General features: G+C 48.1%; 17 protein-coding genes. 2 read left to right on the plus strand and 15 right to left on the minus strand.

Translation table 11 applies throughout. From position 1 onward, the window contains the following. Window positions 1-102 precede the first annotated feature (102 nt). From ccsB to BV910_RS08690, 6 genes are all read right to left on the minus strand, one after another. Window positions 103-1,287 carry a c-type cytochrome biogenesis protein CcsB gene (gene ccsB / locus BV910_RS08665; RefSeq protein WP_031423441.1) on the minus strand — a complete coding sequence of 395 codons (1,185 nt, stop codon included), beginning with the start codon at window positions 1,285-1,287 and terminating at the stop codon, window positions 103-105. Beyond that, the gene (gene resB / locus BV910_RS08670; RefSeq protein ID WP_078147051.1) at window positions 1,287-2,831 is read right to left on the minus strand and encodes a cytochrome c biogenesis protein ResB; all 1,545 of its coding nucleotides are present in this window, start codon (window positions 2,829-2,831) and stop codon (window positions 1,287-1,289) included. The genes ccsB and resB overlap by 1 nt, the downstream gene beginning before the upstream one ends. 19 nt (window positions 2,832-2,850) lie before the next feature. Further along, the gene (gene resA, locus BV910_RS08675; protein ID WP_047795228.1) at window positions 2,851-3,432 is read right to left on the minus strand and encodes a thiol-disulfide oxidoreductase ResA; all 582 of its coding nucleotides are present in this window, start codon (window positions 3,430-3,432) and stop codon (window positions 2,851-2,853) included. A 136-nt stretch (window positions 3,433-3,568) separates the two neighbouring features. Next, the gene (locus tag BV910_RS08680) at window positions 3,569-4,327 is read right to left on the minus strand and encodes a pseudouridine synthase (RefSeq protein WP_012726494.1); all 759 of its coding nucleotides are present in this window, start codon (window positions 4,325-4,327) and stop codon (window positions 3,569-3,571) included. A 4-nt stretch (window positions 4,328-4,331) separates the two neighbouring features. After that, entirely contained in the window at window positions 4,332-4,925 is a 594-nt protein-coding gene (gene scpB / locus BV910_RS08685; protein ID WP_074036818.1) for an SMC-Scp complex subunit ScpB, read from the minus strand. Continuing rightward, complete coding sequence (locus tag BV910_RS08690) at window positions 4,903-5,670, minus strand: segregation/condensation protein A (RefSeq protein WP_078147052.1); 768 nt, start codon at window positions 5,668-5,670, stop codon at window positions 4,903-4,905. The genes scpB and BV910_RS08690 overlap by 23 nt, the downstream gene beginning before the upstream one ends. Before the next feature lie 83 nt (window positions 5,671-5,753). Between BV910_RS08690 and BV910_RS08695 the strand changes: the two genes are divergently transcribed. Further along, the gene (locus BV910_RS08695) at window positions 5,754-6,236 is read left to right on the plus strand and encodes a DUF309 domain-containing protein (RefSeq protein WP_078147053.1); all 483 of its coding nucleotides are present in this window, start codon (window positions 5,754-5,756) and stop codon (window positions 6,234-6,236) included. A 52-nt stretch (window positions 6,237-6,288) separates the two neighbouring features. On the opposite strand, the gene BV910_RS08700 is transcribed toward BV910_RS08695, so the two are convergent. The 8 genes from BV910_RS08700 to BV910_RS08735 form a co-directional block, all read right to left on the minus strand. After that, a complete protein-coding gene (locus BV910_RS08700) occupies window positions 6,289-6,645 on the minus strand; it encodes a GCN5 family acetyltransferase (protein WP_031423428.1) in 357 nt (118 codons plus the stop codon). A gap of 89 nt (window positions 6,646-6,734) precedes the next feature. After that, window positions 6,735-7,175, minus strand: a complete 441-nt coding sequence (locus BV910_RS08705; RefSeq protein WP_012726499.1) for a peptidylprolyl isomerase — start codon at window positions 7,173-7,175, stop codon at window positions 6,735-6,737. 114 nt (window positions 7,176-7,289) lie between these two features. Continuing rightward, a complete protein-coding gene (locus BV910_RS08710) occupies window positions 7,290-8,591 on the minus strand; it encodes a pyrimidine-nucleoside phosphorylase (protein ID WP_078147054.1) in 1,302 nt (433 codons plus the stop codon). A 28-nt stretch (window positions 8,592-8,619) separates the two neighbouring features. After that, complete coding sequence (locus BV910_RS08715) at window positions 8,620-9,429, minus strand: purine-nucleoside phosphorylase (protein ID WP_078147055.1); 810 nt, start codon at window positions 9,427-9,429, stop codon at window positions 8,620-8,622. Window positions 9,430-9,442: 13 nt separating this feature from the next. Beyond that, window positions 9,443-10,609 carry a phosphopentomutase gene (gene deoB / locus BV910_RS08720; RefSeq protein ID WP_078147056.1) on the minus strand — a complete coding sequence of 389 codons (1,167 nt, stop codon included), beginning with the start codon at window positions 10,607-10,609 and terminating at the stop codon, window positions 9,443-9,445. Between the two features lie 23 nt (window positions 10,610-10,632). Continuing rightward, a complete protein-coding gene (xerD, locus tag BV910_RS08725) occupies window positions 10,633-11,517 on the minus strand; it encodes a site-specific tyrosine recombinase XerD (protein WP_078147057.1) in 885 nt (294 codons plus the stop codon). Window positions 11,518-11,775: 258 nt separating this feature from the next. Further along, entirely contained in the window at window positions 11,776-12,255 is a 480-nt protein-coding gene (fur, locus tag BV910_RS08730) for a ferric iron uptake transcriptional regulator (protein ID WP_012726507.1), read from the minus strand. 112 nt (window positions 12,256-12,367) lie between these two features. Continuing rightward, window positions 12,368-12,898: an NUDIX hydrolase gene (locus BV910_RS08735; protein ID WP_078147058.1), complete on the minus strand. Its 531-nt coding sequence runs from the start codon at window positions 12,896-12,898 to the stop codon at window positions 12,368-12,370. A 72-nt stretch (window positions 12,899-12,970) separates the two neighbouring features. Between BV910_RS08735 and BV910_RS08740 the strand changes: the two genes are divergently transcribed. Further along, window positions 12,971-13,801, plus strand: coding sequence for an aldo/keto reductase (locus BV910_RS08740; protein ID WP_078147059.1), 831 nt, complete (start codon window positions 12,971-12,973; stop codon window positions 13,799-13,801). A 5-nt stretch (window positions 13,802-13,806) separates the two neighbouring features. Here BV910_RS08740 and BV910_RS08745 read toward each other — a convergent pair whose 3' ends face one another. Beyond that, on the minus strand, window positions 13,807-14,355 hold the full coding sequence (locus BV910_RS08745) for a PadR family transcriptional regulator (protein ID WP_078147060.1): 549 nt from the start codon (window positions 14,353-14,355) through the stop codon (window positions 13,807-13,809). Between the last annotated feature and the right edge of the window lie 44 nt (window positions 14,356-14,399).

Raw genomic sequence — 14,399 nt, forward strand, 5'->3', positions numbered from 1 at the left:
ATTCCACTCTCTGCCATAACTATACCACTCTATTATTTCGCTTCACAACGATGATTTGATGGACCAAATGAAAAAGAAGTCACAATTGTGACTTCTTTTACGTCAGGCATATGAATGCAGACCGGCGATGACCAGGTTGACGAAGACGAGGTTGAACATGATGATGGCAAATCCACCGACACATAACCAGGCCGCTTTCGTTCCTGTCCAGCCACGCTGAATGCGCATATGCAAGTAATAGATATAGATCAACATCGTGATGAGGGCCCAAACTTCTTTCGGGTCCCATCCCCAGAAACGGTTCCAGGCAATCTGTGCCCAAATCATCGCAAAGATCAGACCACCCAGGATAAAGACCGGTAATCCAATCGCGACCGAGCGATAGCTGATTTCATCAGCGAGGTCGAGGTCGACTTTTTTCGCAAGGGGTTGAAGCGCTTCAGCGACACGTTTGCGCAAGATGACAAAACGGAGCAACACGTAAATCACAATTCCGCCGATGACCGACCAGATGAGCGTGTTCAACTTGAGTGTATTGATCCAGTTCGGGAGTTCGAGTGACAAGCCACTCGCGCCAGACACGAGTTGTGCCCCTTCTGGGACGAACAAGATCGGCATGAAATATTCATACGTCTCTGCTTGACCGCGGTCGTTCGTGAACTCGACGACACCTCCGGCACCAATCCCCTTGAATAACATCGAGACGATGATGAAGCCGAGCGTGCACATGAGGACAAACATCGTCACTTCGAGCCACGTCCGTGACTTAGACTGTTCTTTCATCGATGTTTCGTTCAATAAGAAAATGAGGCCCGATGCAAAACTGATTGCCAAAATCCCTTGTCCGAGCGCAGCCGTCGTAACGTGAATTTTCAGCCATACACTGTTGAGTGCCGGGATGAGCGGTGCGACCTCACTCGAGAACATTGAGGCGAAGGCGATGACGAGTAACGCCACCGGCATCGCGAACAAGCCGAGTACATCATTTTTATAAATTCCATATACGACGAGGAACCCAAGTACCATCATCATACCGAAGAACGTCGTATATTCGTACAAGTTTGATACCGGCGCATAGCCGACACCTGCCCAGCGCATAAAGAAATATGTCATTTGAGCGACAAAGCCGATGATTGCCAAGATAAAGGCGTATTTCCCATAGGCAACACGGTTGACGTTTCGATCTTTACGCATACCACTGACGGCAATCGTAAAGAGAACCGTCGAGATTGCGTACAGGAAGAACGCGATAAACAGCATTCGGCTGCTCCATTCAATCCATTCCATCAAGATTCCCCTCTTTCATCTGTTGACTCGTTCTCCGACTTCTCTGTGAATCTCGCCTGGTCTTCCCACATCGGTAAGCCAGTTTGTTCTAATAGCGGCGACACTTCACGACGGAGCGAGGACGGGTTTTTATTCGTAAAACCGGCGACAAGCACGCCCTCTTCATGACGACGGATCCAAACGCGACGGTGTGGCCAGTACATGCCCATCGCAATACCGATCATAAAGATCGTGGCACCGACGATCAAAATCGGATAGGTGGAGTCACTCTTCACACGTAAACCACTCGTGCTCGCCATCTCTGTACCTGCAAACTGGACATCGTAGCGGTTCTCTTCATCAGCGACATTCAGACGAATGCCGATCAAATTCGACTCCGTTTCTCCTTCAGGTGATTCAACGTTGAAGAAGAAGGCCGGATTCAGTGCACGTGGTGATTTCGTATTCGGTTGTCCATCTTTCACTTCAAAGTCTGGATACAAATCTTTTAACGTGACGGTGACCCCATCGAGCTCATAAGACTTCTCCGGATTCTCCAAATCAACTTTGAACGGACCATATTCGTCGCCGGTTTCTTTATCTGCCAACATGAACGACATCGATAAGAACTCTGGACGACTTGAATATTGTTCCTGATACACTTCAAATTTATCGAACTTAAACGGGTGGTTGACTTTCGTCGAACCGACATCGACTTGTTCGAGTTGCGGCGATCCGTCCTCGTTCGTTCCCGTCTTTTTGAATAACGTCAACTCTGTCTCATAATTTTTAGGGACGGCTCCTGCTTTTTCAATGGCGGCCGCGAACTTCGCGTCCTCTTCATTGTTCTCAGGGTCGTACATTTCAAGAATGAACTGGTCGTTCCTTAAGTAGTACTCGCCGTTAGTCGCCTCTAGCGACACCGTTTCGCCTTCACGCACCCATTCGAGCGTATCCGTATGGAATGCAGGGAACACTCGCAGCATCGCCCCTAGGAAGAAGATGACAAGTCCGAGGTGGTTGACGTACGGACCCCAACGACCAAACCGGTGTTTCTCTGCTAACAGAGCATCGCCGTCCCGTTTGACGGTATATCGTTTCTTTTTAAGTGCGACTGCGATCTCGTCAATTTGAGCCTCCGTCCCATCACCTTGTCCGAAGAGACGTTGCCCCTTCATAAAACGTTCTGTCCGTCTGACCGGTTGTTTTTTAAGCGCCTTATAGAGCGGAACCCCACGGTCAATCGACACGACGACGAGTGAGAGCGTCAACATGACAATCAGACCGATGTACCACCACGATGTGTATAGGTTATGGAATCCGAGGGCGTAATAAATAGAACCCGGTGTTCCATACTCCTCCATATAATATTGTTCAGGCGGTAATTGTTGTGGGATGTACATCTCTTGAGGAAAGATTGTTCCGATTGCCGAACCGACAATAATCAATGCAATTAACCACAAACCCACTTTGACCGATGCAAAGAAGTTCCACACACGGTCAATGATCGATTTCGGACGACGCTTCGACCGTAAATCAGCGCCTTCGTATTTCATATCTAGCATCTGTGCGTCCCCCGTTCGCTTACAATGACTTCTCGGCTAGCTCCATCAATTTCTCTTTCGTGAGTTCACCTTCATACTTTTCAATTACGTTCCCTTCACCATCGATGACGAATGTGACGGGTAGGTTATAAATGCCATACGCTCCTTCGACTTCGCTCTGGGTATCCATCAAAATCGGATAGTCGAGCCCGACACCAAGGTCGTTGATGAAATTATCGACACGAAGCGGTGTCTCTCCGACGTTCACGGCCCAAAAATCGACACCCATGTCTTGAAGTGTCGCATAGTTTTCTTGTACGACCGGCATCTCTTTCTTACACGGTTCACAGAACGTACCCCAGAAGTTCAAGAGCATCCCTTTCCCTTCGTAGTTGTCTCGCTCATACAAGGTCGAACCGTCGAGTGTGACGAGCTTGAAGTTCGGTGCCTCGTCGCCCGCCTCGATACGTCCATCGTTACCCGCTTGGTCGAATGTTTGCATGATCGTAACCGCTCCCGCGAAGAGAACGACCGTCATGATCATCATCCGCCAAAATGACCTCTTTTTCTTTTTTGCGACCGCTTGTTCCATCCGGTCGTCTTTTTGTTGATCTTTTGTCATCGTTTTCACACCATCCTTCAGTTGCTATTGTACTGAAAAAACATTAAAAACGCACATTAACAGACTTTTTTCATTTTTTTGTCACACAATCTACACAATCAAAAAAATCATCCTATTTCAGGACGATTTTTTGTTGTTATTTTTTCTTCTTTTTGCCTCGTGGTTTCGGTGGAACGGTCGGGTTCGCAAGTTCACGAAGCTTACTGATTTCTTTATGTGAAAGTTCACGCCAGTCGCCCGTGTTCAGACCGTCGAGCGTCAAGAAACCGAACTGTTCACGCTTTAGTTTGATGACCTCTGAACCAATGGCTTCCACCATCCGACGGATTTGACGATTGTGACCTTCCGAGATGACGATTTCGAGGATGGCTGTGTTCTTCTTCTGGTCTACAGACTTCATCTTCACTTTCGCACTTCCCGTTTTAAATCCGTCATCGAGTTCGACACCAGACTCAAGCTGTTTGATGGCCAAGTAAGATGGGATATTCTTCACTTTTGCCACATAGCGCTTTTGAATTTTATATTTCGGGTGTGTCATCATATTCGAGAACTCGCCATCGTTCGTCAAGATGATGAGCCCCGTCGTGTTGTAGTCAAGACGACCGACCGGGAATACCCGTGCTCCTGGTGGGACGAGGTCTGTGATGACTTTACGACCTTTGTCGTCATCGACCGTCGATACGTAGCCACTCGGTTTATAAAGCAAATAGTAGACGTGCTCTTCTTGTTCGATTTTGACGCCATCGACTTCAATCTCTGACTTCGGTCCAACTTTCGTCCCGAGTTCACGGACGACTTTTCCGTTCACGCGGACGCGACCATCCAAAATCATTTCTTCCGCTTTCCGACGCGAGGCGACCCCCGCTTGTGCGATTACTTTTTGCAAACGTTCCATATGATTAATCCTTCTCCAATCTCTCTTCTTGCTTTGGTGATTCCTGACCGAAGAACAAATCGCCTTCGTCTGTCAGTTCATCCTCAAATGTTAATGGTGGCAATTCTTCGAGCGAGTTGAACCCGAAATGGTCGAGGAAGTGCTCTGTCGTACGATACAGCTTGGCACGACCAATCGTCTTCGCACGACCAGCCGATTCGATCAATCCTTTCGATAACAACGTATGGATGACCCGTTCGACTTTGACTCCGCGAATCTCTTCGATATCCGCTCGTGTGACCGGCTGTTTGTAGGCGATGATAACTAGCGTCTCCATCGCTGCACGTGAGAGCGCCTGCTCAGCCATCGTCCCGACATATTTTTGAATGTACGGAGAGACGTCCGGAACGGTCACGAGCTTGTAGACACCTGCCGATTCCATGAGCTGAAACGGTCGATTCGATGACTTGAACGATGTCTCTAGCTTACTGAGCTGTTCTCGTGCCGCAGCTTCTGAGATATCGAGCGTCTCGGCAAGCGCTCGTACTTCCATCCCTTCATCACCGACGACGAACAGCAATCCTTCAATAATCGTCTCATAAGACAGCAACCGCTTCATCCCCTTTCTTTGATGCTTCAATGAATGAGATTTGAATATCTTGGTCGAGTTGTTTTGTTACGACGACCCGTAGCTTGATCAGCTCAAGAAGCGCCATAAACGTCACGACGAGATCCGAGACGTTCGGTTGCTCAACAAAAAAGGCGAAAAACGACGTTTGTCTCGTCGACGATACGTGTTCATGAAGACGCGTCATCTGCTCTTCAAGCGTACGCTCTTCCCGCTTGATCGTTTTTTTGCGTCGTTCTTTCCAACGTTTCCGTTCAATCATCTTCGAATAGGCGTGGAGAAGATCCGAGAAGTTAAGTGGTCCGTCATACTTAGACACCTCTTCAGACATATAAGTCGTCAAATCTTCACCCGGTCGCGTATACAATTCAAGCCGGTGTTCTTCTTGTTCACGCATGAAGACGACCGCTTCTTTATATGCTTTGTATTCAATCAATTGACGAATGAGACCTTCACGCGTCGGTTCCTCACTGAAGTCTGGAACCTCTTCATCCTCGACCGAAACTGGCGGTAACAATTGTTTGCTCTTCAATTGGAGCAACGTCGCCGCCATGACCAAGTATTCACTGGCCACATCGAGTTCAAATTTTTGCATCGTGCGAATATAGCCGACATACTGGTCAGTGACTTCTGCCACGGAAATGTCGACGATATCAATCTCCATTTTTCCAATCAAATGGAGCAACAGGTCGAGTGGACCTTCGAACGTATCAATTTTAACGTTATAGGCTTCCATAGAGACACCTGCCATTTTACATTTTTGCGCTTTAGTATAACATGTTTTATAACACCGTGGACACGAAAGGAGAAAATTGATTCATGACCCCTTTTATTCATTATACGTTGCTTTTTGAATGTCATGCCGATTATTTCGAATGTCATGAGGTATTAGAAGAGGCGTGGCAGGCAGACGGACGCCGTCACCACGGCTATGCAGCGCTCATCCAATATGCTGTCATCCACTATCACCTCCGGCGCGACAATTTGGTCGGCGCAAAAAAGAGCTTGCGACTCTTACGTCGAAAGATTGACATCGCTTCTCCTTATTTAAATGAGCTCGGTCTTGACGTCGACTCCTTCGTCGCACAACTTGATGAATGGCCGTTACACACGAAGCTCCCATTACAACAGGATGTTCGTGACACGGTCGAATCACTAAAACCGACGTTCCCGTCGACGGACCTGTCGTTCGAGCAATTGGTCCACAAGCATCTGCACCGTGATCGAAGTGAGGTCATCACGGAACGGGAGCTGGCACTTTTAGATCGTCAACGAACGAGGAATTCCGCTAGCCCTTCTTGAAGTACATGCAAAACCCCCGCAGTCACAATCGTGATTACGGGGGTTTTTGTCATCAGACGACTAATTGATTCCATTTATCCAATAAATCGCCCGTCTTGCCTGTACCGGTTAGCGTCAAATCAAGTGGAAGGACGTTTCTCACCTCGTCTAGAAGCTCGTAAGAACGTTTCTCGCCACGGAATGATGGCGACAAGGCGATATGGTCGATGACCATTGTCGTCCCTTGTTGCTCCATACCAATGATACCAACGAAGTCTTCACCGACTTTCCACAAATAGAGGAACTTCGACTCCTCCTCGTCATACGATCGGACGAGTTCAAGCAAGCTTAGCGGAGATTTGTCACTGCATGAGAATGCGAGTAGACCCATCGCCGTCTTTTCATAAGAACGTTTATATTTGACCAGCATCGCTGGGTTCACCACCTTTTGTCATTCAAGTTTCACGACGTGAACACGTGAGAGACATGGTTCATTGTGCCATACCCTTCAGGCAAAAATCAATTCTCGTCCCAAACCTTCACTTCTGCCATCTTCGTACCTTGACGAAGTTTGACGGCATGCTCAAGACCAGATGTCACTTTACCGAATACCGTATGGACACCATCCAAATGCGGTTGTGGCTCATGGACGATGAAGAACTGTGAAGACCCTGTGTTACGACCTGCGTGGGCCATTGAAAGTGAACCCGCTTCATGTTTGTGCGGGAACGATGTCGATGTCTCACAAGGAATCGTATAGCCAGCACCGCCCATTCCAGTTCCTTGTGGGCAACCACCTTGGCTGACGAAGCCAGGAATGACACGGTGGAACGTCAATCCGTTGTAAAACCCACTGTTCGCAAGTTTTTCGAAGTTTTCGACCGTGATCGGTGCTTCACCGTGGAATAAATCAAATTCAATCATTTCGCCATTTTCAAGTTTCATAGAACCTTTTTTCATGTTTCAAGCAACCCCTTTTTCATAATATGTATCCTGCTGTTTGACACTCACATTACCCATCTTATCAAAAAAACACGTCTGTCTCCACTTTTTTGTGGAAACAGACGTTCTGCCTTATTGAATCACTGCGTGAACGAGTGGACGTGCCTCTGGTTTCGTTGCACCGATCGTATACGCATGGTCTAAACGCTCGATGGCTGAAGACATGTCTTCGATGTTCGAACGGAGTACCGCGATCACATCGCCTGCCTCGACACGGTCGCCGACTTTCTTCTCAAGCGTGATGCCTGCCGCGAAATCGATTTTGTCTTCTTTTGTCGCGCGTCCTGCACCGAGAAGCATCGCCGCAACACCCACTTCGTCTGCGATGATCGACTCGACATAACCTGCTTCTTTTGCGACGAATGTCGTCTCATATGAAGCTTGTGGTAATTTCGTCACATCATCGACGAGTGATGCGTCGCCACCTTGTGCTTCGACGAACTTGCGGAACACCTCGAGGGCGTGTCCATCGGCAATGCGCTTCTCAAGGTCGGCATACGCCTCTTCAAACGTCGGATAAAACTCACCGAGGACAGCCATATGTCCAGCGATCGTGAGCGCGATTGTTTTCAAATCTTCGACTTCTTTACCTGAGAGGACTTCAATCGCTTCTTTCACTTCGTTCGCGTTCCCAATTTCAAAACCGAGTGGTTGGTCCATATCCGTGATGACCGCGACCGTCTTACGGCCGACATTTTTCCCAATTGCGACCATTTCTTTGGCGAGGGCTTTCGCATCATCAAACGATTTCATGAACGCACCAGAACCTGTCTTGACGTCAAGAACGATACTGTCCGCTCCAGCTGCAATCTTCTTCGACATGATTGAACTTGCGATGAGCGGAATCGACTCAACCGTAGCCGTAACGTCGCGAAGCGCGTACAAGCGCTTATCCGCAGGCGTCAAGTTCCCTGTCTGACCGATGATCGACATCTTGATATCGTTTACTTGTTTCGTGAACTGCTCTTCCGTCAATTCTACATTGAACCCTGGGAATGATTCGAGCTTATCGATCGTACCACCTGTGTGACCGAGACCGCGACCACTCATCTTCGCGACAGGGATGCCGATTGAAGCAACGAGTGGTGCCACGATCAAGCTGATCTTGTCACCGACGCCGCCCGTTGAGTGCTTGTCGACTTTTTTCCCTTCGATATTTGAAAGATCGATCGTATCTCCCGACTTCACCATTTCCATCGTCAAGGCAGCCGTCTCGTTTTCAGTCATCCCGTTAAAATAGATGGCCATCGATAAGGCTGACATTTGATAGTCAGGAATTGATTCGTTCGTGAAACCTTCGACAACGAAGCGAATCTCCTCTTCGTTCAATTCTCCACCGTTACGTTTCTTTAAAATCAAATCGACCATACGCATAACTGTCGTCCTCCTAAAATTAAGTTACTTACATGCTTTTAATCGTGCCACGTACGAGAGAGAGGAAGTCTTGACGAACGCGCTCTGTCGTTTCGATGACTTCTTCATGGTTGAGTGGTTGTTCTAAGATGCCTGCTGCCATGTTCGAGACACACGAAATCCCGAGGACACGCATATCCGAATGACGCGCGACGATGACTTCTGGAACGGTCGACATCCCGACGACGTCTCCCCCAAGAAGACGGGCCATTTTGACTTCAGCCGGTGTTTCGTACGTAGGACCTGTGTTTCCGAAGTAAACCCCTTTCTGTACAGAAAGTCCAAGGTCTGACGCGACGCGTTCTGTCAATTTCACGAGCTCTTTATCGTACGCTTCTGACATGTCAGGGAAGCGCGTTCCGAATTCACTCGCGTTCTTACCGATGAGCGGGCTCGTACCGAAGAAGTTGATATGATCTGTGATGATCATCAAGTCGCCTGGGTTGAATGACTCGTTACACGCTCCTGCCGCGTTTGTGACGATGAGAGTCTCGACACCGATCAATTTAAGGACACGTACAGGGAACGTCACTTGTTCCATCGAGTATCCTTCATAGAAGTGGAACCGTCCTTGCATGGCGACGACTCGTTTCCCTTCGAGCTCACCGAACACGAGTTGACCCGCATGTCCTTCGACGGTTGATACTGGGAAGTGTGGAATCTCTTCATAAGGGATTACAACCGGATTCTCAATTTCGTCCGCGAGGACTCCAAGACCTGACCCGAGAATAAGTCCGATTTCTGGTGTATCGCCCATACGCTCCTGCAAAAACGATTTTGTTTCGTTCCAATTTACCATGAATATTGCCTCCTCAAATTTCGTTTATGAAACTCTTTCCGTTTGATGGTGCCGCGACGTCAAAGTTGTCAGCCACTGTCGCACCGATATCTGCGAACGTACCTCGAATGCCTAGATCAACTGCTTTCGCTCCAGTGTGATGTACGATGAGCGGTACATATTCACGCGTGTGGTCTGTCCCAGCATGAACAGGGTCATTTCCGTGGTCTGCCGTGATGATGAGTAAGTCGTCTTCACGGAGACGCTCCAGCACTTCAGGTAGACGGGCATCATATTCTTCAAGCGCGACGGCGTAGCCTTCCGGATCACGACGATGACCGAACAATGCGTCAAAGTCGACCAAGTTCAAGAAGCAAAGCCCTTCGAAATCTTCTTCAAGTGATTCGACCAATTTGTCCATGCCATCCATGTTCGATTTCGTACGGACCGCTTTCGTCACACCTTCACCGTCGTAGATGTCACTGATTTTCCCGAGCGCGATGACATCTTTTCCAGCGTCTTCGAGCGTATTCATGACGGTCTTACCGAAAGGTTTGAGTGCGTAGTCATGACGATTTGCCGTACGTACCCATGCACCCGGTGTGCCGATGAACGGACGGGCGATAATACGACCGAGCATATACGGGTCTTCACGTGTGATTTCACGCGCGTATTCACAAATCCGGTACAACTCATCGATTGGCACGATGTCCTCGTGTGCTGCGATTTGAAGGACTGAATCCGCTGATGTATAGACAATCAATGCGCCCGTCTCGACATGCTCTTCACCGAGTTCGTCCAAGATTTCTGTTCCGGACGCCGGTTTGTTTCCGATGATTTTACGTCCGCTGAACTCTTCAAGACGGTGAATCAAATCGTCTGGAAACTCCTCAAACACGCGGAATGGTGTATCGATATGGAGCCCCATGATTTCCCAATGGCCCGTCATCGTATCCTTACCAGCTGAGATTTCTTCCATGCGACCATACGCACTCGGTGCGTCCGATGCATCGATGCCTTGAATCGGCTTGATGTTCGAAAGTCCGAGTTTACCCATGTTCGGCATGTTCAATCCGTTATGTTCACGCGCAATATGCCCGAGCGTGTCGGCCCCTTTGTCACCGAACTGTTCGGCATCTGGTGCTTCACCGATCCCGACCGAGTCCATGACGACTAAGAAAATACGTTTAAACTTCTTCACAAAAAATTCCTCCTTTTCGGTGTCTAGGCACGAGGGTGATGCTTACGATACACATCATGTAGACGCGATTTGTTGACGTGTGTATACACTTGCGTCGTCGCTAAATCCGCATGACCGAGCATCTGTTGAATGGCGCGTAAGTCTGCGCCGTTCTCGAGAAGGTGTGTCGCAAAGGAATGACGGAGTACGTGAGGTGTGATCTCTTTTTCAATTCCAGCAAGTTTGGCTCGTCGTTTGATCATCTTCCAAAATCCTTGACGACTGAGCCGCCCTCCTCGGCCGTTTAAAAAGAGCGCTTCGGTCTCTCTACCGCCAAGTCCGTTACGAGCTTGTTGGATATAACGCTCGACGAAACTTTGGGCGACCGAGGATACCGGGATGATTCGTGCGCGCTCGCCTTTCCCTTCACATTGTAGATACCCCAATTCGAACTGCAAATCATCCAAATCCAAACCTAAAAGTTCACTGACCCGCATTCCGGTCCCGTATAGCAACTCCAGCATGGCCCGGTCTCGTAGTGAGAGCGGGTCCGACGTTGGGACGCTGTCTAACAGTCGCTCGACTTCCGTTTGTGACCACGTGTCCGGAAGTTGCTTTTCTGCTTTTGGGGATTCTAGGTAAAGAGACGGATCAGTCGTCGTGACTCCGGTCATTTTGAGATGATGATGGAACATCCGGATTGAACTGACTGCTCGTCTCAATGAAGACGAGGCTCGCCCCGCTTGCGACAGCTCTTCGATATGTTTGACGATATGCGAACGTGTCACCTCATTCCACTCTTCTACCCCCAGTTGGGTCAAGGTCGATGCGTACTGCGTCAAATCGCTCGCATACGCCTGTCTCGTATTCGCGGACATCCGCTTTTCAACTGTCATATATTGAAGAAATGACTCGATATGCGAACGCATCATACCCTCCTCCTTCCTCGTTTCACCTGAATACGCTTACAGCATATCATTTATGTAAACCGTTGTGAAGATGTCTGACCTCATTTTTTATTCACTTTTTTGTGAACGTTTACGTGTCAAAAATACATCTCAGAATTCTTATTTTTCTGGCATGTTCAAATGAAAAGCGATATACTACAAGCGACTTAAATATATGAGCGATCTATCACACATTGAAAAAGGACAGATGACCTGTCGGGGTCGTCTGTCCTTTCTGCATTAACCGTTGATGACTGCTTTATGACCTTCGAGTGTGACGCCTTTTGCTTGGCATACTTTACAGATGCCGTGAAACGTCAAGCGATGGTCTTTAATCAAAAATTCGTATTTACTCTCGACTTTTTTCTCAACATCGACGAGCAAGTCTTCCATGATTTCCTCGACCGATCCGCATTCGACACAGACGAGATGGTGGTGCGAATGATTCGCTCCTTCTGGGCGCAAGTCAAAGCGTGCGACCCCGTCACCGAAGTTGACTTTGTCGACAACACCGAGTTCAGTCAATAACTCAAGTGTGCGATATACCGTGGCGAGTCCAATCTCTGGTGCGATGCTCTTGACGAGCATAAAGACGTTCTCGGCACTCAAATGGTCACTCTCATTCTCAAGTAAGATGCGAACCGTCGATTCACGTTGCGGTGTCAATTTATATCCTTTGGCGCTCAATTGCTGTTTAATTCGTTCAATTCGCGTTTCCATAAGGCGCCCCCTCTTTACATAGTTCACTACACAAAGCATACCGAAGTTTTAATCAATTTTCAATTTAAAATCATTACTATGTAAGTTTACCATATAAAATTTCAGATTAGAATTATTTTAATCTAGACAATTGCCACCATTGAATCGCCATGATTGTCTTCGCATCGGTGATGACACCTCTGTCTAACAAATCAACCGCCTCTTCAAAAGAATATCGTTTCACATTTAAAAACTCATCTTCGTCAAGGTTCATCTCGCCCGCTGATAATCCTTTCGCGACAAACACATCGACTCGCTCACTGCAAAAACCCGGGGCTCCGTAGAAAGAAAAAATCTTTTCGAGCGACTCCGCCGTATATCCGGTCTCTTCAGCCAACTCACGTTCGGCACTCGATACCGGTTCTTCCCCTTTTTCAAGTTTGCCTGCTGGGATTTCAAGCGACATCGATTCAAACGCTTTTCGATACTGCTCTACCATGACAATTTTGTCCGATTCATCGATGACGAGCACGGCAACAGCTCCATTGTGATAGACGAGTTCTCGCACAGACGTGTTTCCATTCGGAAGGGAGACGACATGCTTTTCCACATCGAAAATCTTGCCTTTATAGATGACTTCCCGCTCAATCGTTTTTTCTTCCATATGATTACTCCTCACTTTTCGATATACTCTGATTATGAGTCAAACCAACATTTCGAACAAGGAGGAATCCAAATGAGTGAACTCGGACTCGGAACGATGACGATTTTGAAACATGGGGAGAAAGAGGCAAAGAATATCCTGGAAACAGCCATTCAATCGGGGATTCGCCATATCGATACGGCAGACGTCTATGAACGACAAGCTGTCGAGCGTGTGATTGGGGAAACGTTGGGTCAAGAGCGACAACACTTATTTTTGGCGAGTAAAGGTGGCAACGAATTGACTGAGGAGGGCATGCGTTGGAATCCTGATCCGTCCTATTTAGAGGAAGCATTGCACGGATCGCTCGAGCGATTGAAAACCGATTATCTGGATTTATATTATATACATGGCGGCACGCTCGAGGATGACCTCGACGCAACGATCGAATGGGCACAAAAACAAAAACGAGACGGTCTGATTCGACAAATCGGACTCTCGTCGATTCGTCCGAACGTCATCAACCATTGGGTCAAATCCGGTGCACTCGATGTTCTCATGACGACGTATTCACTACTCGACCGCCGGGCAGAGACGCTCGACGTCTCGATCCCCATCGTTGGCCGAGGGGTTCTTGCCAAAGGCCTATTAACGGATGAATGGGAGACGCGTCTTGGAGATAAGGGATTTGAGGCGTGGCGAAAAGAGGACCTCGCAAGTGAATTGGCGATGATGCCGACACCGATTCAAGCCTATGCACTCGAAGCTGCAAAACGGTTCTGTGACGTCGTCTTACCAGGCGCCTCTTCAGTCAAGCAATTGAACGAAACGATTCGTTCATTTGAGACCAAAACCGATGATGAAGTGCTTGATCGCTTACTCGCTCGTTTACCGGTTCACCCATACACAAAACACGTGACCTGATCCGCTCAGGTCACGTGTTTTTCGTTGCGTGCTTGAATCTGTTCGATCGCCCAATCCGCCCATCCGGCATAGTTCTCCATCATTCGGATCGCATACTCGCTCGTCAGCAAATAGCCAAGTGTATCCTCGTCCGATTGATGTTCTTCTTGAAACATTCGAATCTGTTGTGCGACCTGCTCATGGTGTGCCTTTGTCTCTTCGATATATCGGACCGCTTCTTCAACCGGCAACAATTGAAGCAGACTGACACGCAGGAGGTTTTCATCCTTCATTTTCGGTTGGAACGACGTTGGTTGACGTAACCAATTGATTAACTCCTCACGTCCTTGATCCGTGATGGAGTAGATTTTTTTGTCTGGCAACTCCTGTTGTGAGACATGTTCCGCCGAAACGAGTGCTTCTTCTTCCATCTTTAACAGTTCCCGATAAATCTGTGTATGATGGGCGTTCCAAAAATGAATCATCTGTGCCTTGAACGTCGCGTTCAAGGCATACCCGGTCGCAGGCTGATGGGTCAATAACCCGAGCAATGCGTGACGTAACGCCATATCCATCACCTTTTCCTTCTCATGCTATTTTTATTAGTGTATCACATTCT

Origin of the sequence: Exiguobacterium sp. HVEsp1 (assembly GCF_002009685.1) — a bacterium.
Classification (GTDB): Bacteria; Bacillota; Bacilli; order Exiguobacteriales; family Exiguobacteriaceae; genus Exiguobacterium; species Exiguobacterium profundum.

Coding starts and splice junctions, on each gene's coding strand:
- ccsB (WP_031423441.1), bottom strand. CDS start 1,287: ATGGAATGGATTGAATGGAGCAGCCGAATGCTGTTTATCGCGTTCTTC.
- resB (WP_078147051.1), bottom strand. CDS start 2,831: ATGCTAGATATGAAATACGAAGGCGCTGATTTACGGTCGAAGCGTCGT.
- resA (WP_047795228.1), bottom strand. CDS start 3,432: ATGACAAAAGATCAACAAAAAGACGACCGGATGGAACAAGCGGTCGCA.
- BV910_RS08680 (WP_012726494.1), bottom strand. CDS start 4,327: ATGGAACGTTTGCAAAAAGTAATCGCACAAGCGGGGGTCGCCTCGCGT.
- scpB (WP_074036818.1), bottom strand. CDS start 4,925: ATGAAGCGGTTGCTGTCTTATGAGACGATTATTGAAGGATTGCTGTTC.
- BV910_RS08690 (WP_078147052.1), bottom strand. CDS start 5,670: ATGGAAGCCTATAACGTTAAAATTGATACGTTCGAAGGTCCACTCGAC.
- BV910_RS08695 (WP_078147053.1), top strand. CDS start 5,754: ATGACCCCTTTTATTCATTATACGTTGCTTTTTGAATGTCATGCCGAT.
- BV910_RS08700 (WP_031423428.1), bottom strand. CDS start 6,645: ATGCTGGTCAAATATAAACGTTCTTATGAAAAGACGGCGATGGGTCTA.
- BV910_RS08705 (WP_012726499.1), bottom strand. CDS start 7,175: ATGAAAAAAGGTTCTATGAAACTTGAAAATGGCGAAATGATTGAATTT.
- BV910_RS08710 (WP_078147054.1), bottom strand. CDS start 8,591: ATGCGTATGGTCGATTTGATTTTAAAGAAACGTAACGGTGGAGAATTG.
- BV910_RS08715 (WP_078147055.1), bottom strand. CDS start 9,429: ATGGTAAATTGGAACGAAACAAAATCGTTTTTGCAGGAGCGTATGGGC.
- xerD (WP_078147057.1), bottom strand. CDS start 11,517: ATGCGTTCGCATATCGAGTCATTTCTTCAATATATGACAGTTGAAAAG.
- fur (WP_012726507.1), bottom strand. CDS start 12,255: ATGGAAACGCGAATTGAACGAATTAAACAGCAATTGAGCGCCAAAGGA.
- BV910_RS08735 (WP_078147058.1), bottom strand. CDS start 12,898: ATGGAAGAAAAAACGATTGAGCGGGAAGTCATCTATAAAGGCAAGATT.
- BV910_RS08740 (WP_078147059.1), top strand. CDS start 12,971: ATGAGTGAACTCGGACTCGGAACGATGACGATTTTGAAACATGGGGAG.
- BV910_RS08745 (WP_078147060.1), bottom strand. CDS start 14,355: ATGGATATGGCGTTACGTCACGCATTGCTCGGGTTATTGACCCATCAG.